We start from the raw sequence: 20,865 nt of genomic DNA, 5'->3' as shown, positions 1-20,865 counted from the left end.
TCAATGTCTTCCTTAAGAGCCTTGCGCCAAATCTTTGGCCAGTTGCCGGACCGCGGCTGACTCGTCCTGCAGGAAGGAGCTGAAAAGCTCGGCGTCAACCCCGGCTTGTGCCAGCAACTTCAGCAGGCGTACACGTTCGTCTATGGTCAAGAGCTGCGAAGTCTCCGGCAGTCGCCCCTCATCGGCCAAATGTTTGAGGAAGGGCGCCGGGGCGCGGCCTTGGCTTACGGCGAAATAGACAGTGCTTTGCGGCGCTATGCCTATGCTGTCGAGCCAGCAGAGAGCCCAGTTTTCCTTGGCACTCTGAAAGGCTAACCCTGTGTCATAGTCGCTGTGACGCTTGTGTCCCACGCTTTGATCTTCCCAGCGCTGCGCCATCGAGAGACCACCCTCGGCAATGAGGTGGTTGACATAGGCCGTCTCCACACTCGGCCGGTGAAGCCAATACAGGCTTTGGGTTCCAAGGCCTGCGAGAAATAGGGCCAAACCTCGCCCCTGCGCTTCAGGCAGCAGCCAGACAAAGTCGCTAAGCTCAGCCGCATCGGTGGGGTCGTCCGAGCGGCAAGGCGCCCAGTCCTGCAACTCGGCCGCGGTTTGGGGCGTCAAGGGCTCAAGCCCTTCGCCCGATTCCAGATAAGCCTTGAGTTGGCGGCAGAGGTTTTGCGCCTGCTGTTCGGGAAATGATTTGCTGAAGCTTTGCCGCAGGCAAAGATCAAACAGTTCGAAAAACGCCTGCGGCAGAGGAGTCTCGGGGAAGTTGGCCTTGAGATGGCCAAAAAAGTTCAGCCTCGGCAGCTCGCGGCCAGAGTCAAGCGCTTGCAACAGCTGCTGTTGTTGCTGCCAGAGGCGGCGGCCTATCATGCTGTTATCCTCTGGGTCGGCTTCGGCAAACCGGCTCAGCCTGGTGATATAACTTTGCCAGAAGCGTTTATCGGCCGGGCGATAGGCAGCCACTTGTTGTGCTGTCAGCAGGCAATGAGCATCGAGCTGCGCCTCGCTGACACCCAGCTTGAGCAGGTTTTGCCGCAATTCGGCCTCGATATGCTCATCGTCAATGGCCGGATAGAAGGCGTAGTCAGCCCAGCAATAATAAATTTTTTCAATCAGTTGTAGCGGATCCAACGTCAGCCATAGCTGCCAGTGCCTTTGTGCCAGGGTTTTCAATGCCTGCCACTGCGGCGCTTCGAGCTCCGGGGCGCAGAGCAGGAAATACAGCGCCAACAAGCCGTTTTGGAATCCTTTATTGCCATTGGACCATAAGAGTGCAATACGCTTTCCGTCCTTACTGGTATAGAGTATCTCAGAGGCAATTTGAGCCATCTTGGCAACATCGCCCTCGGTGTCTATATCCGCGAGCCAGCTCTTGAGAAGGCGATGTTCACGCCTTTTCTTTTGGTACTCTCCGCCCTCATAGAAGATATGGTGCTGAAACTGTAACGGCAACTGCTGCGCCAGCCAGCGAAGCAGCGCCGCGGCCTCGTTGGCCTTGTCGGCTTCCTGGCTTAAGCTGTTTGGCGAGTTCAGGCGATAGGCGGCATAGGCGCAGGCGCCAAGGCTCTTGGGCAGTTCGGCCAGCGCGCAAAGCATAGCCTCTCCCACTTCGGCATCCAGTTCTTCAAGTTCGACAATCCTGAGGTAGTCTTCCGGCTCTTCCAGGTCATAAAATAGCTCGGCATAGTCAGAGTCCGGCTCGTTATCATACTGATCCCAGTCATAGTCCTCTGCCAGAGCCTGCTCTTCCCCGGTTTGCCATAGAGTATGGCGGTCGTCTTCCCGCCAGGCCTCAGCCACTATTACCAGAGGTTGGCTCTGCTCGCTCAGCTGTGCCAGCAAGGAAAGTGCTTCATCCTCTACCCGGCAACCCAAGATCAATTGCTGCTTGACCCGATCCCGCCACAGTTCAGTGTCGTCAATGTCAGCCTCTACCGGCCAGTCGCCCAGACTGTAGAAGAACTCCAGTACCGGCAGGGTTTGTTCAAGCGGTTGTTCATTGGCATAGGCCAGCAGTGGCGTTTGTTCGAGACGCTTGAGCAGCTGCGCCTTAAACCAGGGGTAATCGTCTGGATGCCGGGCAAAATGTTCCAGTAGGCTGAGGTTGACTGAATTACCCTCTGTGGTCTGGAAAAAGCAGCGGCGATTCTGTTCGCCGTCGCAGTGCAGATAGGCGTGGATCAGTTCGCGGCGCCAGCCGAACTCCTCCACCAGTTTGCCCAGCAGTAACACAGGTTGGTAGAAGCTTTCCAAGTTCCAGTAAGGTACCAGAAAGGCGGCCAGATAATGGCTCAGCTCGGGATATTGCCTGGCCAGCATGTAGAGGGCTTCCACCCCGAAGACGTTGTAGTCATCGATAAAGAGATCGCTGGAGTCGTTGCGGCGGCGGGAGAAGGCCACCATGGCCTCGGCTGTGGCCTTGAGCTCGTCCAATAGCTCGGGAAAGTTCAGCGCTGCGGCAAAGAGTACCGGTTCGGTGTAAAAGCTGAGTCTGTGATCCCGGCGGGCAGCATCTAGGGCGTGTTCCAACAAGGGGCGGTTGGCACCGGCATCGTCACGGTTAAGCGGCCTTTGCTGCTGATTGACGAACTCGATATTGAACAGCAAGGAGCCATTGAGTCGAAAGGCGCTGCCGTCGTTCAGGTGTTGCCGGTATTGCAGCAGTGCCAGGGCGATGCTGGCGGGATCCTCTGGATTGAGGCTGACGCTGAGGGTCTTGTCGAACTGAGACATACTACTTCCTTGAAACTTGAGTCCTGCCCGGGCACAGCTACTCAGTGGAACTTGCAGCTGCAGCCTGGGGCCCGGCTAGTCTAACGACTGAGACCTTGAGGGTAAACGCCTTATCCGCCGCAGCGGCATTTTTGTGAAATTGGACGTGGCTTGAGGCCCAGTGTGGCGTAGCGCCCACTTTCCACCGGCAAGGGGCCTTGGCTGGCCGCAAGGGATTGCCCTTCCCAGAGCAACTGGCTAGGGTTAGGAGCAAATCACCGAGCTAATAAGGAAGCAGCATGGCGCCAAGAGTTTGTTCCAGTGCATTGGAAGCGGTATCCCTGATAGGGAATGATGAATATATCTGGACCCACTCTATGGGAGCCACCCCCAGAGTCTTGCTGGAGGCGCTGGCACAGCATGCCATGACGCGGCAGAATCTGACCCTGCTGCAACTGCATACCGAGGAAGCCGAGGCCTTGAGCGTGCCCGAGCTCAAGGGCCATCTGCGCCATCGCTGTTTCTTTGGCGGCGCCCCGACCCGCGCCCTGTTGGCCAGTGGCGAGGCGGATTATGTGCCTGTCTTTTTATCCGAGGTGCCCAAGCTGTTTCGCTCCGGCGAGCAACCCATAGATACGGCGCTGGTACAGGTGTCGCCGCCGGACAGCCATGGCAACTGTTCGCTGGGGATCAGTGTCGAAGCCAGCCGCGCCGCTTGTGATGTGGCCGGCCGCATCGTAGCCCATATCAACCCGCAAATGCCGCGCACCCATGGCGACAGCTTTGTACCCTATGACCGCTTTGCCGCCGTGTATGAACAGAGTTCGCCTCTGCCCGAACACCCCATGGCCGGAGCCGATGCCATCAGCCAGGCTATCGGCAAGCATGTGGCCTCTCTGGTTGAAGACGGCGATTGCCTGCAGATGGGCATAGGTGCCATTCCGGATGCCGTATTGGGGCAGTTGGCAGACAGACGAAACTTAGGGATCCACACCGAGCTGTTTTCCGACGGCATTCTGGCGCTTTATCGCTCCGGAGCGATTAACAACAGCCGCAAGAAGGTGCATCCGGGGAAGTTGGTCACAGGTTTTGCGCTTGGCAGCCGCGCTCTCTATGACTTTGTCGATGACAATCCCGAAGTGCTGTTTCTGGATATAGAGCAGGTTAATGACACCTCGGTTATTCGCCGCAACCCGCAGGTGATGGCCATCAACTCGGCGCTGCAAGTGGATATTTCCGGCCAGGTGTGCGCCGACTCCATAGGTACCCGAATCTATTCCGGGGTAGGCGGGCAGATGGACTTTATTCGCGGCGCCGGTCTCTCTCCCGGCGGGCGCTCGGTTATCGCCCTGCCGAGCACGGCCGCCAATGGCGCGCTTTCCCGTATCGCGCCCGTGCTGAGCCCAGGTGCCGGGGTAGTGACTACCCGGGCCCATGTGCACTATATTGCCACCGAATATGGTTGTGCCAACCTCAGGGGCCGCAGTATCCGCGAGCGGGCCAGAGCCTTAATCGACATAGCGCATCCGGATTTTCGCGAATCCCTGTGCCGGGAGACATTCGAGCTCTGGGGTTTGAGTATTTGAGTTAACGCTCATTACGTAAAATTTAACGCTGTTATCATGGTGTTAACTTTGTATACCGGGTAAGATGCGGTCAATCTCTTATCGCGGTAGGTTCCATGAGCGACAGCAGCTTCTTTTTGGGTGATTGGCAGGTCGATCCCGGCAGCAATAGTTTGCGGCTGGGAAAGCGCCTGCGGCAGTTGGAACCCAAAGCCATGGATGTGCTGCTGTATCTGTGTCGTCGCAGCGGCGAGGTAGTCAGCAGCGATGAGCTGCTGGATGCCTGCTGGCCCGGCAGCGACACGGGCGATAACCCGCTGCACAAGACCATCAATCAGCTGCGCCGGGCGCTGGACGACAAGGCCGGCGATCCTTCTTTCATCGAAACTATCCGCAAACGCGGCTATCGAGTTGTAGCCGATGTCCGTTTCCCCATCGGCCACGAAGCCAGTTTGCCGTCGCTGGCCTGGAGCCTGGGCTCACCATTTCCCGGGTTAAAACCCTTCAGCGCCGATTATGCCGGGGTGTTTTTCGGCCGCAGCGAACAGATCAACGCCTTACTGGAACGCATAGCCCGGCAGATTAAACATGGCCGCGGTTTTTGCTTGCTGCTTGGCCCCAGTGGCAGCGGTAAGTCATCGCTGATTAACGCAGGCATTTTGCCCAATCTGGCTTCGCCTCAGGGCTTTCACGGCATAGGCCTGGCCTGCTATTCGATACTGGATCTGGCCGATGTCGCCGAAGATCAACTGCTGCTGGAATTGGCCGCCGCCATGCTCGACTGGGAGCTGGACGATGCGCCGGTTTTGGCAGGCTACAGCGCCGAAACGCTGGCTCATGCACTGGAACAGGATATCGACAGCCTCTGCGCCCAACTCTGCCGGGCGCTGCCGTCCCAAAGTTGGGAGAAGCCCAGGTTCGGCCTGTTTGTCGACCGTCTGGAAGTGCTGCTGTCTTCGCCGCGCTTCTCGGCCGCCGCCCGTGAGCAGGGGCTGGCGCTGCTCGACACCCTGGCGCGTTCCGGAGCCGTATTGCTGCTCAGCGCCTGTCGCAATGAATTCTACCCTCAGGTGGTTGCCAGCCCCAGCTTGATGGCGGGCAAGGGCAATGGCGCCCATTTCGACCTCTTGCCGCCCAGCCGTCAGGAACTGTTGCAGATGATACGCTTGCCGGCCGCAGCCGCAGGCTTGAGCTGGGAATTTGACCCTGAATCGGCACTGGGCTTGGATGAGCTGCTGTGCCGTGAGGCCGCCAGTAACCCGGATGCCCTGCCCATGTTGCAGTATATGCTGCAGGCCCTGTATCTGCAGCGCAGTGACGACAACCAGTTGCAACTGGCGGTATATCACCGCCTGGGTGGGCTGGCCGGAGCCATAGGCCAGGCCGCCGAAGATGCCATCGCTTCCTTGTCTAGCTCGCAAAGGGCGGCCCTGCCGCGGGTGCTGTCGCTGCTGGTGACCCTCAGGGAAGATGAGCAGTCGGTCACCAGTCGCAGTGCCAGATATTCCGAATTGGCCACGGATGCCGAGCGCGCCTTGGTTCAGGCCTTGGTCGACAGTCGGCTGTTTGTCTCCCATCTGGAGGACAGCGAACCCGGTTTCAGCATAGCCCATGAAGCCTTGCTCAGACGCTGGTCCAGGGCCAGAGACTGGATAGATAGCCACAGGGAAGGGCTGGCGGCCAAGGCCAGGTTGTTCCATCAGGCCAGGCGCTGGCAGCAACAGCAGTGCAGCCGCGATTTTCTGCTGCCCCAGGGAAAGCCGCTGACCGAAGCGCTGGCGCTGAAAAACGATCCCCTGCTTGAGCTGGATCCTGTCAGCGAAAGCTATGTTGCCGCCTCCAGCGCCAGAGGGCAGCGCCAGCGGCGCCTCAAGGGCGCGACCTTCATGCTTTTATGTCTCTTGACCCTCATCTCGGTATTCATGAGTTATCGCAGCGTTGAAGCCGAGCAGCAGGCGCAGGCCAAGCGCCTGGCGGCAGAAGACTTGCTGGGCTTTATGGTGGGTGACTTTGCCGACAAGCTGCGCAGCATAGGCCGGATGGATCTGCTCGATGGTGTCAGCAACAAGGCGCTGGATTATTTTCGTGAGGCCGACAGCAGCCTGAGTGAGGCGGCGCTGTTTCGCCATGGCCAGACACTGGAAGCCATGGGTGAGGTGGCCTATTCCCGTGGCCGGGTGGATGAAGCGGAAAAGGCGCTGCTGGCCGCCAGAGACAAACTCTTGCCGCTGCTGTCCGGTAGTACAGATCAGCTGGAGCTGTTAAAGACCCTTGGTGCCAATGCCTTTTGGCTTGGGCAACTCAAGTATGACCAGAGCGATTGGCAGGGCACCCGCCCCTGGTTCGAGGCTTATCTGCAACACAGTCTGGCCATGTACCGACTGGCGCCGGACAACAGCGAAGCGCTGATGGAGCTCTCCTACGCCCACAATTCACTGGGGTCTTTATCGATGAAGCTGCAGGACTTCAGCAAGGCGCGCCAGGGCTTTGAAGAATCGCTGCGGCTCAAGCTGATCGCGCTGGCCGAGTCGCCGGATGATCCTCAGCTCTTGGCCGATGTCGCCGATACTCGCTCCTGGCTCGCCAGGTCTTCGAGTGCAGAAGGGGATATTCAAGCAGCCATCGCCATTCATAGGCAGATAGCCGAAGAGTTAAAACGGCATGCTCAGGGAGAACCCTATCAACTATATAGATTATCCGGGAATCTGGAGATCTTGGCTCAGTTGTACAGAGCGGTGCAGCAAACCGAGTTGGCCAGAGAGAGTGCAATTGAAGCCAGTAGGGCTATTGCTGCCGCGCTTGAGGCCGATCCGGAAAATGAGCGCTGGCGAATGCAGCAATCTTTTGTTGAGGTGTTACTGGTTAGCTTGCTACCGGCATCAACAGAAAAAACCGCCATGCTTAATGCCCTCAGAGGGCTTCTGGCCAGTGAGCCGTCAAGCGAAACTTCGACTAAGCAGCTTAAATTGGAGGCTCGTTTTTGGTTGGTTGCTGCCAAAGAGCGGCTCGAACAAGGTGATTATCAGCAAGCTCATAAGCTTGCTCTGTTGGCAGAAGCGTTTTTTACAACATTAGGACAGAAAACGGTTTTGGGCACTGTCGATATGGGAGCCTTGGCCGAGGCTGGGCTTGTAAGCGCCTATAGTGTGTCCATGTTAAATAACGATTTAAGCTTTGCCTATACTCACTGCCAGAAAGTCAGCCGAAGTCTGCAACCATGGGTCACTGTGAATCGTGATGCCCGTATACTCGCGCCTTATGCTATGGCTTTGGATTGCATGGATGACCAACAGGAACTATTGAAAATGAAGGCTAAATTTGAGCCACTTGGTTATCGTTTTCGTCAATTTAAACTCCCCTCAAAAACTAACCTGAAACAAGGATGAAGCTATGTCTGTACCCGTAAAAAATATCATTGTCACCATTACCTTAGATGATAACCGCGTGCCTCAGTTTGCCTATGAGCCGGACGGCCCAGTAGTGGTAGATAAGCCCAATACTCATATTATTTATAAGCTGCAGGACAAGACAGATATGGACTTGGCCTTTGTCGGCGCCTCCTTCGATACCCCCTTCGACGGCATTATCGATGCGGTCAAGACCGAGGCCCCGGATATGCTGATACTGATGGACACCAACTCTGTGGTAGGCAAGACAGGCTTTAGGCTGATCCTCAGTAACAGCAGCAACACTCTGCTGGTTTCAAGCCAGGATCCTCAAGTCGTGAATACCGGAAACGACTGAGCAAGTTTATGTTACTGAAAGGGTGTTCAACCCAAGCTTGATTACATTAACCTGGGTGGCTTCTGTCCTGGAGCCATCCAATAAGTTTGTTATCTCCACATAAGGCATGTGGAGCGAATTAACATGGAGTCGTTATGCGTATTGCTTTGATGGTCAGCGCGCTGCTGGCAAGCTTTCCCCTGGTACTGAGTGCCGCTACTCTGGCCGAGATCGATCTGGCGATGGCACCGGTAAAGAGTGACGCCGAGTTGCAACTCTTGCTGGCCGAGCCTTCGCCGTTGGAGCCCTTGGGGCAGTCTTTACCCGCCTTTATCAATAGCTTGGTGTTTGATAAGCAGGGGCTGGTGAAGCTGGATCGCCGGCTGTTGCAACAACCACTTAGTGCTTCGGAAGTCTATCGGATCCTGGCGCTGTTTGGTTGGCAGTCACGGATGGCCGAGTTTGACCAGGCGGCGCAGCTGAGCCAAACCGACAGCCTATTGTTGAGGCCGCGTTTACCTTACTGTGAGGTCAGTGAGCCCGTGGTGCTGAGTGTTACTCTGGATAACGCCCGGCAGGCGAGCTTTCACTATTCGCAGCAGGGCTTGGAGTGCAGTGGTGATGTGGTGGTCAGTGAACCTGCGGTGATCACCTACCAACTGCTGAACCTGGAAGATTCTCCGGCCGGGCTGAAGTTTGTTGGTGCCGCCTTCACCAATCCCTTCGATGGTCATATCGATCGGGTCGAGGTCAGCGCCGATGGCCTGACACTGCAGCTGCATGACTCTATGCGTAACCCAGGCACAGGCAAGTATCAATTCCTGTTCAGCAGTGAGGAATCGCCGCTCCTGTTGGCCAGCCCGGATCCGGAAATCATTAACAGACCTGACTGATTTTGATCCCAAGATATTTAAACCCAGTTTGATTGCATTAATCGGAGTGGTATCTGTCTCTGCTGCCACTCATTAAGTTGGTCCACATAAGGCATGTGGAGCGAATTGACATGGAGTCGTTATGCGTATTGCTTTTATGGCCAGCGCGCTGCTGGCAAGCTTTCCCCTGGCACTGAGTGCCGCTACTCAGGCCGAGATCGATCTGGCAATGGCACCGGTCAAGAGTGACGCCGAGTTGCAACTCTTGCTGGCCGAGCCTTCGCCGTTGGAGCCCTTGGGGCAGTCTTTACCCGCCTTTATCAATAGCTTGGTGTTTGACAAGCAGGGGTTGGTGAAGCTGGATCGCCGGCTGTTGCAACAACCACTGAGTGCTTCGGAAGTCTATCGGATCCTGGCGCTGTTTGGCTGGCAGTCAAGGATGGCCGAGTTTGACCAGGCGGCGCAGCTGAGCCAAACCGACAGCCTATTGTTGAGGCCGCGTTTACCTTACTGTGAGGTCAGTGAGCCCGTGGTGCTGAGTGTTACTCTGGATAACGCCCGGCAGGCGAGCTTTCACTATTCGCAGCAGGGCTTGGAGTGCAGTGGTGATGTGGTGGTCAGTGAACCTGCGGTGATCACCTACCAACTGCTGAACCTGGAAGATTCTCCGGCCGGGCTGAAATTTGTCGGTGCCGCCTTCACCAATCCCTTCGATGGTCATATCGATCGGGTCGAGGTCAGCGCCGATGGCCTGACACTGCAGCTGCATGACTCTATGCGTAACCCAGGCACAGGCAAGTATCAATTCCTGTTCAGCAGTGAGGAATCGCCACTCCTGTTGGCCAGCCCGGATCCACAGGTTATCAATAAACCGACCAACTGAGTTAACCGCTGAATCAGTTCTCCGGTCTTTAAAGACCGGAGCTTATTTGCCTTCTTCGAGTTTAGTTTTACCTCTCCCCCCGCTCTGTGACTTCGTGTCAGTACTATTCTACTCAGCCGAAGATCTAAATTATTGACTATATTTTTCAATAAATTACATCGTAAGCTTATCAGAAGGTTAGCCTTGTACGTACGCGCTAGAGTTATCCCTGTCGAAATTGAACAACCCGCAGGTCGGGAGGGAGAACAGCATGGCAAGCCCCTACAGCAATGAAGCTGGTTTTAGTCAGTGTGAGTGTGACAGCGAGGCTCTGGCGACCCTGATTGAGTGCATGCAGCAACCTATGGTGCTGGCCGATGGTGAGGGCAAAGTGTTGGCGGTGAACTCTCCGGCGGCCGAGCTGCTGGGCGATCAGAGCGAAACCTTTGCCGGTGAATTCTGGCATACCTGGTTGGCGGCGCCTTACCGTAGCCGCTACGCCAGCATGTTCAGCAGCCAATACGGTCGCCAGGTACCGCTGCAACATGGTCCCTGGGAGGTATTGCTCAGACGTGTCGATGGGGTCGAGCTGCCGGTGAATCTATCGCTTTCCTTTATTCAGGGCTTGCTGCCGCTGTTTGTGATTGGTTTGCATGATCTCAGCGGTCACAGGGATGAGATTAAACGCCTGTCCACCCTGGCGGCGACCGACTATTTGACCGGACTGGCCAATCGCCGCACCTTTACCGAGACACTGGAACGCCAGTGGCAGCAGTGCGTCGATAAGCACAAGCCCATCAGCACCTTGATCATAGATGCCGACCATTTCAAACAGTTCAACGATCAGCATGGTCACCTGATGGGGGACGAATGCCTGAAATTGATGGCCAAGACCATAGCCGCGGCGTTGCCATCGCCCCAGTGTCTGGCGGCGCGTTTTGGCGGTGAGGAGTTTGCCCTGGTGTTGCCCGGATTCAACAGCGCCATGGCCTGGGTGGTGGCCGAGCAGATAGCCGAGGCCATTCGTAGTCTGGACTTCGTCAAATTGGGGCTGAGCCGTGAGGTTTGTGTCAGTGTCAGCCAGGGGATTGCCACTGAGATCAATGGCCAGTACCGCACGGCCGAGGCCATGCTCAGCGCGGCGGACACAGCCCTGTACCGAGCCAAGAGCGATGGCCGCGACAGGATCAAGTTATCCGCCTGAGGAGGAGAGGATGAACTGGTATGTGATGACGCTGATGCCCAGCGCCCGGGAGCGGGCCGACTGGTTTGTCGATATTCAGCTGCGGCGCTACTGCCATTCGCCGAAAAAAGCCGCCCTGAGACTGTGGAAGGGCTACTGCACCGAGCCTTTGGTCAGGCAACTGCTGAACGACTTACAGCAGATAGCCGCGGCTGAGGGGCAACTTCCGGCGGAAGAGCTGCGCTATTTGCAGGCTTTGCTGGCCCACTTCGACTGGTTGGCGAGTCAGCAACAGATGCGTTTGAGCCTCTCCTGAGCCTCACTGTGAAAGTGATAGAGGGCATCCTGAGGTTTGTCCTGACGCCAAAGTGCCTTGTCATCCAGGCCCAGCAACAGGGCGCGCAGGACAATCCCTGTCAGGCCGTGCGACACAAGGATCACCCGCTCCGGGGTTGCCGGATCGGTCAGCCAATGTGCCAGCCGCTGTTGCACCTGGGGGAGTGTTTCTGCGCCCGGGCCCTGCAGATACCAGTCATTGCGCCCGGCAAGCTCGGGTCTGGCGGCGTGGATATCGGCGACCCGGGTCTGCTCCCATTCACCTAAACCGCATTCAATCACCCTGGGCTCGGTAATAATGGCGCCGGGATCCCGGCAAAGCACCTCTGCCACCAGAGCCGCCGTTTCCATGGCCCTTCCCAGCGGGCTGGAAACCAGCTGAAATTCTTGTTGAGGATTTCTTGCCGATTGCAGTCGTTGTTGCAGGACAACACCATAAGCTCTTGCCTGCGCCCTGCCGAGTTCGGTCAGCGGTGAGTTACAGTGTCCCTGCAGCTTACCGGCGGCATTAAACTCAGTCTGGCCGTGGCGTAGTATAAATATTTCCTTTGGCATGGCGGTCAATTCCCGATACTGCTTAAACGGTTGGCTGCGAAAGAGGGTACTCCCCAGCTGGGGAAGGAGCAAGCTGGGGCTGAATACTAGCGGCACACTTGCCATGGGCTTCCTGTCCATCTGCACCGCAGGTGATGGGCAGCAGCTTAGCTGGCAGCTAAAACCAAGTTCATTGGTGAGTTTTTGCCTGAAGCTATGATAGCCGCTGTACCAGCGGCCTAAAGTCGTGGAGCAAGTGCATCCATGCACAAGGGCCAGTTTGCCATCCCTGGCTCTCGCTCGTAGCCACGTTATTTGCACCAACGACTTTCGGCGACACCTAGGGGGAGTGGAGGTGTAATTCTTTCCACACAGAGTCGTTTTAAGCTGCAGACAGACGCCTATTTTCCAAGCACAGGCGGGACTGTGACCTTCCGAGCCAGGGATGGCGAGGCAGAGCTTACAGGGACGTACTCGCAGCGAGTCACAGGATCGCCTGTGCATAAGCCTGCGGCAGGCAATGAGCAACATCCGTCGCCGGAAGCTCGGGCAATATTAGCTTAGATACTTTTAGCTGGAAGCCATGATCGCCGCTGTACCAGCGGCCTAAAGTCGTGGAGCTTCGCCCCACACCCGACCAAGAAGGGAGCAACAGCAATCCCCTCTTGGATCTCCCTTGCCGCCCAACACGGTGTCGAAAGCCCCTCGGCCTAATGGCGCAAATAACTAGCGCTTCAGACGCTCATCCCTGATTCGACTGTCGCTGCTTCGGCATCCAGATCCTTCCATGGATAAAGGCCAGCTCGCCTTCCTTGGCTCGCGCTCATAAGCACACTCGCCACCGGCGAGCATTCGCCCTCAGCCACGTTATTTGCGCCAACGGCTTTCGGCGACACCGAGGGGGAAGTCGGTGCAATTCTTCCTCCAACGGTGTCGTATTTAGCTGCAGATGTACGCCTATTTCCCAGGCACAGGATTGTCTGTGTAAAAAGTTGTTCTTGGCAGCGCCGCTATCGGAGGAGGGAATAACTTGGTTTCCGGCGGTTTTTTTCATCAGCAATGAAAAAGACCCAACTCACGTTGGGTCTTTGGGGACTTTAAATCAACGAGATTTTGTCGCTCAGGTTGGCGGCAAACGCCTTAACCCTGTTGCGGTTCCACTTCCCGATAATGATCTTGCATGGTGTAAGAGCGGGCGTAGAGCGCAAACACCAAGGCGGCCAGCAGGGCGAAGCCGGCGAAGAAGAACATCTGGAAGGCGGTGACACTCAGGCCGGTTTCGGCAATCTGATTGGTCACTGCATCGCTCTTGACGCTGGCGTTGGCCAAGAGCACCCAGAGGTTGCCCACAGTGACCGACAGTGTCCAGAAGCTCATGATGCTGCCTTTCATCGACTTGGGTGCCTGGCTGTAGGCAAACTCCAATCCGGTGGCAGAAACCAGTACTTCACCGAAAGTCAGCAGCGCATAAGGCAGTACTTGCCAGGTGATGGACATGGGGGTGCCGCCGTCCATCATCAGCTGAATGCTGCCTATCACTATCCAGGAAAGGCCGGAGAAGGCGATACCTGCGCCCATTTTACGCAGGGCATTGAGGCGCACGCCGCTGCGCTCCAGCATGGGGTAGAGCACAAAGTTGTTGAAGGGGATCAGTAGCATAACCAGCAGTGGGTTAAGCGCTTGCATCATGGCCGGCTCAAACCAGTCCGGCTTGACCATGTCGTTGGCCTGTAAAATCCAGGTGGAAGCCTTTTGATCGAACAGCGACCAGAAGGGGGTGACCAGAGCAAACAGGATTAAGATGCGGAACACGGCGCGCACACCGTCCACTGCCTCGAGCGGGTGTTGATTGCGGGCCCGCTCCAGTTGCATGGAGGCGCCTATGCCGACAAAGCCCATCAAGAGCACCATTGCCAGACACAAGGCGGTCACCACTCCCAGGCTGTTGTATTGGGTGAGGGAAAACAGCGCCAGCAGTATGCCTATGACACTCAGCAGCAAACCTGTATTGGCCTTGCCGGGCACCGGAGTGAAGATGGCGCTCTTGAGCACTGGCAGGAAGCCGTGTGGATCTTTGGGCTCGGGTTGCTGGTGGACATAACGTTTACGGCCGCCCCAGAAAAATACCGTGGCGATAAACATCAATACCCCCGGGATACCGAAGGCCACTGAAGGGCCAAAGAATTTCAGCAGCAGCGGCATCGACAGCGAGGCGAAGAAGGAGCCGAAGTTGATGGTGAAATAGAACATGTCGAAGGCTTTTTGCGCCAACGACTTATTGCTCTGATCGAACTGATCGCCCATGAAAGAGGATACCAGCGGCTTGATGCCGCCCGATCCCAGGGCTATCAGAAACAGGCCCGAGTAGAAGCCGGTTTTGCTGGTTTCGAAAATCGCCAGGAAGGCATGGCCAATCACATAGACTATGCTGAGCCACAAAATGGTGTGGTATTTACCGAAGAAACGGTCGGCCAGCCAGCCCCCCAGGAGAGGAAAGAAATACACCCCGATCACAAAGGAGTGGAACACATCTTTGGCTTCGCCCTGACGCAGTTCTTCCGGCACAGACAGCAGCAGAGCCGTCATCAGGAAGGGAGTCAGAATATTGCGCATGCCGTAAAAACTGAAGCGCTCGCAGGCTTCACTGGCAATGATAAAGGGGATCTGCCGCGGCCAGCGTGCAGAGGAAGGTGAGCTCATAATGTACCTTGGTTATTGTCGATTCTAATAAAGGTTGCAGCTATATGCGCATAATCCGGCTTTCCATTCAACTCCGGCCATGAACAAAACCGTTTTTTTTGTGAACTGAAGTGCAAATTTGCGTCGAAAGCCATGAAAAGGGCAAACTGATTACTCGTATTGGCAGCGGCATTGAGCTGTCATCATAGCGCCACGCTAAACCAAGGCTATCGGGAGCCGGGCACCATGGATACACCCTTGTATGGACCATTGACCATCGATGAATGGCTCAGGCTCAACCTGCAGCGCCAGGGCTTGTTGCAACCGGCGAACTCGGCGGCGGCCATAATCCGCCAGCTGGGCTATGTGCAGATAGATTCCATTAATGTGGTCGAGCGTGCCCATCACCATGTGCTGCACAGCCGGTTGCCCGGTTATCACCCCGAGCAGCTGCAACAGGCTATTGCCGATAAAGAGGTGTTCGAGTACTGGGCTCACGCCGCGGCCTATCTGCCTATGAGTGACTACAGGTACAGCCTGCAACGCAAACGGCAACTGAGCCAAGGGGATAAACACTGGTTTGAACCGGACGAGCCCTTGATGCGGGAAGTGCTTGCCAGAGTGCGCGCCGAGGGGCCGCTCAAGGCGAGTGATTTTGAACACTCAAGTGATCAACGTGGCAGTTGGTGGGACTGGAAACCGGCCAAGAAGGCGCTGGAACAGCTGTTTATGCGCGGCGAGTTAATGGTGGTGCGGCGCGAGCGGTTTCAAAAGGTTTATGATTTGGCCGAGCGGGTGCTCCCGCCGGGCATAGATACCCGGGTGCCCGACGATGATGAGTTTGGCCGGTATCTGGTGAACCGCTTTCTCAATGCCAATGGTTTTGGCTCAGAGGCCCAGTTTGCCTATCTGCGTAAAGGCATGCGGCCGGTTATCAAGCGGGTGTTGGCCCAAGGGCTGGAGGCCGGCGAGCTACAGCGGTTCAAGGTCGATGGTCAGCAGTATTTCTGCCCGGCAGAGCTGAGTGCGGCGCCCATAATCCCGGAGCGGGTCTGGCTGCTTAATCCCTTCGATAACCTGGTTATTCAACGTAACCGCTTAAAGCAATGGTTTGGCTTTGACTATCAACTGGAAGTGTACCTGCCGCAGGAAAAGCGAATCTACGGCTACTACAGCCTGGCCATCCTCTGGCGCCAGCAGTTTATCGGCCGGGTCGATGTCAAGGCCGACCGGCCGCGCCAATGCCTGCTGTTGCAAAACCTGGTGTTGGAGCCTGAGTATGCCAATCGGCCTTTGGATGATGTGTTGCTGGCCGAACTCGCCAGGGCCATTGCCAACTATGCCCGTTTCAATGCCTGTGAACGCTGGAAACTGGTGCGTAGCAATCACAAGGGGTTGAAGCAGCTCTGGCGTCGCCAGCAATGGCTGTGAATTGGGCTTAAGCCGGCTCGAAAATCTTTTCGGCCAGCACTACCCGATTCCGGCCGGCACGTTTGGCGTGGTAAAGCTGCATATCGGCCTGTTTATAAAGGCTTTCGATACTCCTGCCGTGGCGCCTTGGCATATGGACTATGCCTATGCTGACCGTGATGGGTAGATGGGGCACCTGTTCGTTACCGAAGTTGTGCTCGGCAACTTTGGTACGTATCTCCTCAGCCTTACGCTCGGCATCGGCGGCCGAAACTCCCCGCAGCAGCAAACCAAACTCCTCGCCGCCCAAGCGGCCAAGCAGATCATAGGGCCTGAGCCTGTCTTCCAGCAACTGCACCAGTTGTTGCAGTACGGCATCACCACAGTCGTGGCCGTAGCTGTCATTGGTAGCCTTGAAGTAGTCAATATCGAGCAGCAAAAAGGCAAATTCGCTCAATCCTCTATTGGCTTCGGCCTTGGCGCGGCGCCAGTTTTCGAAGAAGCGGCGCCGGTTCATGGCTCCTGTGAGCGGGTCGGTATTGGCCAGTTTTTCCAGCCGCTTGAAGCTGCGGTGACGGATCCGCTCGCCGGTGTAACCTATACCAACGGCCATGGTGTAGGCAGCAAAGAAGTTCACCACACCAAGACCCGCCAAGCTATCGGCCCCTTGCCACAGATTTTGGTTCAGCGTCAGCATCAGCCAGATACAAGAGGCCAATCCCAGGCTTAACAGCAATCCTCGGCTGCGACCCAATAGTAGAAACGCCAATATGGGCGATAGCAGCAGATAGAGGGTGATTTGATGTTGAGTGCCGAGCAGTAGGCTCATCGCCAGGGCAATGCAGGTGGGCACCAGCACTGTCAGCCACTGGCTGCGGCGCAAATTACCGTAAAACCAGAGGTCGGCCACAATCGCGACATGGGCCGCCAGCCCCAACAGATTGATGACGACAGCGGCATCACTCTTGAATAGCCACAGGTAAAGCAACATGAAAAACAGCGAAGTAGCCGCTGTGGCCAGTAAGCAGGAGAGCAACTGGCCAGCCTGGCATTCCTGGGAGATCTGCCACATGGGATCGGTATCTTGCAGTCGGGTGGCAAACAGTCGGCTAACAGCCGGAGCGTGGATAATCATGATGCGGGTCCAAATGAAGAGGCCCTGAATGGGCCCTGAGATACACAGAACCCAAAAATATGTGGCGCTGTGCCTGTTACATCTGTTGCTAATGGTGCGATTTTCAAAGGTTTTCAGCAAATGACATCGTTGTCTTTTTGAGCCGGAGCAGGTTAAGCAAACAACTGGAACCGAGATCACGCATCTCGCTTTGAAGCAAATTGGCGCTAATGTGTTGTGAGTGAGGGGAATGTGGCATTTTGGTAAACAAATACCCTGCAAGCGGACTTTTGTCCTCAAGGCTTTTTTGGCGCCGCCGGTAGACTCGGGTCAGTTTTTATCCGAGGAACAGCTTATGACAGCACATATCAACGCCGCCAAAGGCGATTTTGCCAAGACAGTTATCATGCCCGGCGATCCTTTGCGGGCCAAATACATTGCCGAGCACTTTCTCGAGGATGCCCGCGAGGTGACTTCGGTGCGCAATATGCTGGGTTATACCGGCAGCTGGCAGGGTAAGCCGGTTTCCGTAATGGGCCACGGCATGGGGATCCCCTCCATGGTGCTTTATGGTCATGAGCTGATCAACGACTTCGGGGTTGAGCGCATCATTCGGGTGGGCAGCCTGGGGGCGACCCAGCGTCAGGTGCAGATGCGTGATGTGATCCTGGCTCAGGCGGCGGGGACAGATTCAGTCACCAACGCCAAGCGCAGCGCAGGGTATCATATGCCGACTTCGGCCAGCTTCCCGCTGCTGCTCAAGGCCTGGGAACAAGCCAAGGCCCAGGGTCTGAGTGTCAGAGTGGGCAATGTGTTCAGCGGCGATCTCTACTATGACCCGGATGAAGATCTGATCCCGGCGCTGGAGCGCTTCGGCATTCTGGGGATCGATATGGAAGTGGCTGGTCTCTATGGCCTGGCGCAGCAGTTCGGCATCGAGGCCTTGGCGATTCTGACCGTATCGGATCATTGCCTCACAGGTGAAGAAACCAGTGCCGAAGAGCGCCAGCTGTCATTTAACCAGATGATCTCGCTGGCGCTGGCCGTGGCCTAAGGAAGGTGCAAACAAGTCCCATGTGTGCTCTGCGTCGGCTTACGGGCCTGGATGTAAGGCGTGGTTCGCAGCAAATGGCCCTAGTCCTTTGCAAGAAGCACAACACAGCAGGCAGGCTTGTAAGCCACGCCCTTCGGGGCTTTCACAGCAACCGGCTCTCTGCGTTATCTGACTTCGACATGCCCCGGCATGCCTTCAGTCAGATGCCTTGAACGCCAATTGCTGTGCAAGCCAGAGTGCAACGAGGACTTATTCGCACCTTCCCTAATACATTGATGGATGATAAAAAATGAATAATAAAATCACACTGACGGCCATCAGTTTTCTGGCCAACTTTATCATGGCGGGTTTCGCCTCTCAGTTCGGTATGTTGATAGAGCCGATAGCCACCCGCTTTGGGGCCGATGTCAACGATGTGGCTTCTATCTTCTCACTGTTGAACGGCGGCGCTCTGGCGGGGACTGTTGTGGCCTTTTTGTTGATTGAAAAGGTCGGTATCAAGCCGATGACACTGCTGAGCTATGCCGTCATCTTCCTGTCGGCGCTGGCGCTGCATTTTGGCTCTTCGCTGACCGTGGTCATGGTGGCCATGACGCTGGTGGGCCTGTGCGGCGGCATCGGCCTGTGTATCGCCGGTACTCTGGTGGTGTCCCTGTGGCAGGAGCGAATCCAGTCCACCATGCTGGTGGTGCAGGATGCCACCTTTAACGTGGCCGGGGTGGTGTTTCCGCTGATCACCACTTATGCGCTGACACACTCACTGGCCTGGAGTTACAGCTATCTGGCGGTAGGCCTGGTGGCCTTGCTGACCCTGGCACTGGCGGCCTTCACCTCTTTCAGCCGGGTACAGGGCCAGGGTGAGCAGGCGCAGTCCGCTCAACGTTCCGAATGGAACTTCGGCATTATCAGCGGTGGTCTGGGACTGTTTCTGGGCATGTTGGCGCTCTATACCTTCCTCACCTGGGCGCCTATGTTTGTGAAGCAGAAGTTTGAGATCCCGTTTGAAGAGGCGGGCAATATCATCACCCAGTACTGGTCGGCGGCGTTGGTGGGCGCCTTGATCTCAACCCTGATAGTGACCCGGATGCAGATCCGCCACTTCCTGTTGATGATCATCTCGTTGGCACTGCTGCTCACCAGCTGGATTGTCAGCTGTGGCGATCTGGAAACCCTGGGATACCTGACCTATGGCTACGGCTTTGTCTGCGCCGCGCTCTATAACGCCTTTATCGCCTATGGGGTTTCCTTTGTGAAACAAGCCAGTAGCCGCAATGTGTCCTTCATTCTGATCAGCGGCAGTGCCGGTGCCATGTTCAGCCCGGCGATTAGCTCGATGGCGGAAAAGATAGTGGGCTTGCAGACCGTCATGTATGCCATCCCTGTGCTCTACGGGGTGATCTTGCTGATGCTGCTGGTGTCCAATTTTTGCTTTAAGCGTCAGGCCGAGGCGGCTTTGGCCTGAGCCACTTCTCAATCAATAGATAGGGGAGCTAAAGCTCCCCTTGCTCGACAAAAGCCTGCAGCGCCTTGAGATCCATAATCTCCAGCTTGCCCTTGCTGCGCCGAACCAACCCGGCATCTTCCAGCGATTGTATCGCCCGGCGGTAGACTCTGGCGGTAGTGCCGAAACGCTCGGCCTCCAGATAGCCCTTGTTGAACCCAGATACCGGCAGATCGTCCAGCTGTTGGTGGTAGAGGTCGTAGGCAATGTTGTAGCTGATGGGGTAGAGCATTCGCCGGGTGAAGATGTCCACTGTGTCCTGATAATCTATGGCGATGGCACTGGCGAAAAACAGCGCCAGCCTGGGGTGCTCGCCCAGGGCTTGTTGCAGCTTGTCGGCGGGAATAATGCCGCAGGTCAGGGTGGTTTCTGCCAGAATATCCAACTGACAGGGATACTGGGTGAAAAACTCCATTTCACCGAATAGCTGCGAGTCGCATTTCAGGGTGCCAAGTTGAAAGTTGCGGCCGTTGCGGGCGCTGTAGCTCATGGCTATTTTGCCACTGGGCACCAATACCAGTTGATTCAGCTTCTGCCCCTGTTGCATCAAGGCCTCTCCCGGCGCAAAGCGGCGCTGCTCGCTGACGCAGCTGAGCAATACTCGCTCCACCAGAGGGTAGTCTGATTGCCACTCCTGGGAGTATCTGCCTTGGGTAAGAGGTTTGAGCTGCATCTTGGGGTCGCAAACTTTGGCTTGGTGGGTTTGATTATCCTGCCAATGGCGTAGATGGCAAGCAAGGATTGGTTGCAGCAGCGGTTTCAGGATTGACCTTTGTCACCAATCATGGAACCCTATCGACATTCTTAAACCATACAGAGCAAAGTGCAGCATGGGGTTTTCACTCGGTGTTAACCGCTTCTCCCTCAAAGACAGGGCGCTGGTGTCATTGATCATCAGTCTGCTGGTGATCCTGCTCTGTTTTGGTCAGCAGCTTTCGCTGTTTGGTTCCTGTCCGCTCAAGGCCCAGCATCAGCTGACACAGTTTGGCCTTGATACTGCGCCGACTCACGCCAATGATGCGGGCAAGGCGCAGCTCAATGAAGAGCCCTGCCATCTGTCTTCCCATATGCTGAATCTGCAACCTGTGGTACTGCAACTGGGACTCACGGCCCTGTTGCTGTTTCTGCTGTTGCTCAACTGGCTCGGCAGTACCCGACCTTTCAGTGTTTATCTCTCCCATCCCATAGTCTCCAAACGAAGGCGACACTCAGTGTTGTGCGTGTATCTGGAATGAAAACATCCTGAACTCTTGCCGGTTAACACCGGGTTCTGATGTTTTGTTTTGGAGCTAATTTCATGTATTTAAAAAAAATATGGCATGCCTTCGC

Annotated in this window: 16 protein-coding genes; 11 read left to right on the top strand and 5 right to left on the bottom strand. The window is 56.2% G+C overall.

Going from position 1 to position 20,865, the window contains the following annotated elements; all coding sequences use genetic code 11:
- Positions 1–12 precede the first annotated feature (12 nt).
- Complete coding sequence (locus E1N14_RS18550; RefSeq protein ID WP_025011807.1) at positions 13–2,724, bottom strand: hypothetical protein; 2,712 nt, start codon at positions 2,722–2,724, stop codon at positions 13–15.
- A gap of 278 nt (positions 2,725–3,002) precedes the next feature.
- Between E1N14_RS18550 and E1N14_RS18545 the strand changes: the two genes are divergently transcribed.
- The 7 genes from E1N14_RS18545 (at position 3,003) to E1N14_RS18515 (ending at position 11,224) form a co-directional block, all read left to right on the top strand.
- On the top strand, positions 3,003–4,289 hold the full coding sequence (locus E1N14_RS18545) for an acetyl-CoA hydrolase/transferase family protein (RefSeq protein WP_025011808.1): 1,287 nt from the start codon (positions 3,003–3,005) through the stop codon (positions 4,287–4,289).
- Positions 4,290–4,384: 95 nt separating this feature from the next.
- Positions 4,385–7,654 (top strand): nSTAND1 domain-containing NTPase, encoded by a 3,270-nt coding sequence (locus tag E1N14_RS18540; protein ID WP_062793854.1) that lies wholly within the window; start codon positions 4,385–4,387, stop codon positions 7,652–7,654.
- Positions 7,655–7,658: 4 nt separating this feature from the next.
- Complete coding sequence (locus tag E1N14_RS18535; protein ID WP_025011810.1) at positions 7,659–8,012, top strand: DP-EP family protein; 354 nt, start codon at positions 7,659–7,661, stop codon at positions 8,010–8,012.
- A gap of 134 nt (positions 8,013–8,146) precedes the next feature.
- Entirely contained in the window at positions 8,147–8,884 is a 738-nt protein-coding gene (locus tag E1N14_RS18530) for a DP-EP family protein (protein WP_152134833.1), read from the top strand.
- A 121-nt stretch (positions 8,885–9,005) separates the two neighbouring features.
- Positions 9,006–9,746 carry a DP-EP family protein gene (locus E1N14_RS18525; RefSeq protein WP_062793857.1) on the top strand — a complete coding sequence of 247 codons (741 nt, stop codon included), beginning with the start codon at positions 9,006–9,008 and terminating at the stop codon, positions 9,744–9,746.
- Positions 9,747–9,996: 250 nt separating this feature from the next.
- Positions 9,997–10,929, top strand: a complete 933-nt coding sequence (locus tag E1N14_RS18520; RefSeq protein WP_025011740.1) for a sensor domain-containing diguanylate cyclase — start codon at positions 9,997–9,999, stop codon at positions 10,927–10,929.
- A gap of 10 nt (positions 10,930–10,939) precedes the next feature.
- Positions 10,940–11,224 carry a hypothetical protein gene (locus E1N14_RS18515; protein ID WP_025011741.1) on the top strand — a complete coding sequence of 95 codons (285 nt, stop codon included), beginning with the start codon at positions 10,940–10,942 and terminating at the stop codon, positions 11,222–11,224.
- On the opposite strand, the gene E1N14_RS18510 is transcribed toward E1N14_RS18515, so the two are convergent.
- Together E1N14_RS18510 and E1N14_RS18505 are read right to left on the bottom strand one after the other, a co-directional pair.
- A complete protein-coding gene (locus E1N14_RS18510) occupies positions 11,194–11,799 on the bottom strand; it encodes a histidine phosphatase family protein (protein ID WP_025011742.1) in 606 nt (201 codons plus the stop codon). The two genes, E1N14_RS18515 and E1N14_RS18510, sit on opposite strands and share 31 nt — an antisense overlap.
- 1,119 nt (positions 11,800–12,918) lie before the next feature.
- Positions 12,919–14,478 carry a POT-type proton-dependent oligopeptide transporter gene (locus tag E1N14_RS18505; RefSeq protein WP_062794015.1) on the bottom strand — a complete coding sequence of 520 codons (1,560 nt, stop codon included), beginning with the start codon at positions 14,476–14,478 and terminating at the stop codon, positions 12,919–12,921.
- 225 nt (positions 14,479–14,703) lie between these two features.
- Between E1N14_RS18505 and E1N14_RS18500 the strand changes: the two genes are divergently transcribed.
- Positions 14,704–15,888 (top strand): winged helix-turn-helix domain-containing protein, encoded by a 1,185-nt coding sequence (locus tag E1N14_RS18500; protein WP_025011743.1) that lies wholly within the window; start codon positions 14,704–14,706, stop codon positions 15,886–15,888.
- 7 nt (positions 15,889–15,895) lie between these two features.
- Here E1N14_RS18500 and E1N14_RS18495 read toward each other — a convergent pair whose 3' ends face one another.
- Entirely contained in the window at positions 15,896–17,002 is a 1,107-nt protein-coding gene (locus E1N14_RS18495) for a GGDEF domain-containing protein (RefSeq protein ID WP_145839184.1), read from the bottom strand.
- Positions 17,003–17,336: 334 nt separating this feature from the next.
- On the opposite strand from E1N14_RS18495, the gene deoD reads away from it, so the two are divergent.
- On the top strand, positions 17,337–18,035 hold the full coding sequence (gene deoD, locus E1N14_RS18490) for a purine-nucleoside phosphorylase (RefSeq protein WP_025011745.1): 699 nt from the start codon (positions 17,337–17,339) through the stop codon (positions 18,033–18,035).
- Between the two features lie 289 nt (positions 18,036–18,324).
- On the top strand, positions 18,325–19,497 hold the full coding sequence (tsgA, locus tag E1N14_RS18485) for an MFS transporter TsgA (protein ID WP_025011746.1): 1,173 nt from the start codon (positions 18,325–18,327) through the stop codon (positions 19,495–19,497).
- 28 nt (positions 19,498–19,525) lie between these two features.
- On the opposite strand, the gene E1N14_RS18480 is transcribed toward tsgA, so the two are convergent.
- Complete coding sequence (locus E1N14_RS18480) at positions 19,526–20,209, bottom strand: Crp/Fnr family transcriptional regulator (RefSeq protein WP_025011747.1); 684 nt, start codon at positions 20,207–20,209, stop codon at positions 19,526–19,528.
- A gap of 157 nt (positions 20,210–20,366) precedes the next feature.
- Between E1N14_RS18480 and E1N14_RS18475 the strand changes: the two genes are divergently transcribed.
- Positions 20,367–20,771: a hypothetical protein gene (locus tag E1N14_RS18475; RefSeq protein ID WP_025011748.1), complete on the top strand. Its 405-nt coding sequence runs from the start codon at positions 20,367–20,369 to the stop codon at positions 20,769–20,771.
- Positions 20,772–20,865 lie beyond the last annotated feature (94 nt).

This window comes from Shewanella algae, from assembly GCF_009183365.2.
In the GTDB taxonomy this organism is placed as follows: Bacteria; Pseudomonadota; Gammaproteobacteria; order Enterobacterales; family Shewanellaceae; genus Shewanella; species Shewanella algae.
Note: the sequence above shows the minus strand (reverse complement) of the source record. Positions and strands in the feature narration are given on the sequence as shown.

Excerpts from the sequence above, each read along its gene's own strand:
- E1N14_RS18495 (WP_145839184.1), bottom strand. The coding sequence starts at position 17,002 with ATGATTATCCACGCTCCGGCTGTTAGCCGACTGTTTGCCACCCGACTG.
- E1N14_RS18540 (WP_062793854.1), top strand. The coding sequence starts at position 4,385 with ATGAGCGACAGCAGCTTCTTTTTGGGTGATTGGCAGGTCGATCCCGGC.
- deoD (WP_025011745.1), top strand. The coding sequence starts at position 17,337 with ATGACAGCACATATCAACGCCGCCAAAGGCGATTTTGCCAAGACAGTT.
- E1N14_RS18530 (WP_152134833.1), top strand. The coding sequence starts at position 8,147 with ATGCGTATTGCTTTGATGGTCAGCGCGCTGCTGGCAAGCTTTCCCCTG.
- E1N14_RS18535 (WP_025011810.1), top strand. The coding sequence starts at position 7,659 with ATGTCTGTACCCGTAAAAAATATCATTGTCACCATTACCTTAGATGAT.
- E1N14_RS18520 (WP_025011740.1), top strand. The coding sequence starts at position 9,997 with ATGGCAAGCCCCTACAGCAATGAAGCTGGTTTTAGTCAGTGTGAGTGT.
- E1N14_RS18525 (WP_062793857.1), top strand. The coding sequence starts at position 9,006 with ATGCGTATTGCTTTTATGGCCAGCGCGCTGCTGGCAAGCTTTCCCCTG.
- E1N14_RS18505 (WP_062794015.1), bottom strand. The coding sequence starts at position 14,478 with ATGAGCTCACCTTCCTCTGCACGCTGGCCGCGGCAGATCCCCTTTATC.
- E1N14_RS18500 (WP_025011743.1), top strand. The coding sequence starts at position 14,704 with ATGGATACACCCTTGTATGGACCATTGACCATCGATGAATGGCTCAGG.
- tsgA (WP_025011746.1), top strand. The coding sequence starts at position 18,325 with ATGAATAATAAAATCACACTGACGGCCATCAGTTTTCTGGCCAACTTT.
- E1N14_RS18515 (WP_025011741.1), top strand. The coding sequence starts at position 10,940 with ATGAACTGGTATGTGATGACGCTGATGCCCAGCGCCCGGGAGCGGGCC.
- E1N14_RS18545 (WP_025011808.1), top strand. The coding sequence starts at position 3,003 with ATGGCGCCAAGAGTTTGTTCCAGTGCATTGGAAGCGGTATCCCTGATA.
- E1N14_RS18510 (WP_025011742.1), bottom strand. The coding sequence starts at position 11,799 with ATGCCAAAGGAAATATTTATACTACGCCACGGCCAGACTGAGTTTAAT.
- E1N14_RS18480 (WP_025011747.1), bottom strand. The coding sequence starts at position 20,209 with ATGCAGCTCAAACCTCTTACCCAAGGCAGATACTCCCAGGAGTGGCAA.
- E1N14_RS18550 (WP_025011807.1), bottom strand. The coding sequence starts at position 2,724 with ATGTCTCAGTTCGACAAGACCCTCAGCGTCAGCCTCAATCCAGAGGAT.
- E1N14_RS18475 (WP_025011748.1), top strand. The coding sequence starts at position 20,367 with ATGGGGTTTTCACTCGGTGTTAACCGCTTCTCCCTCAAAGACAGGGCG.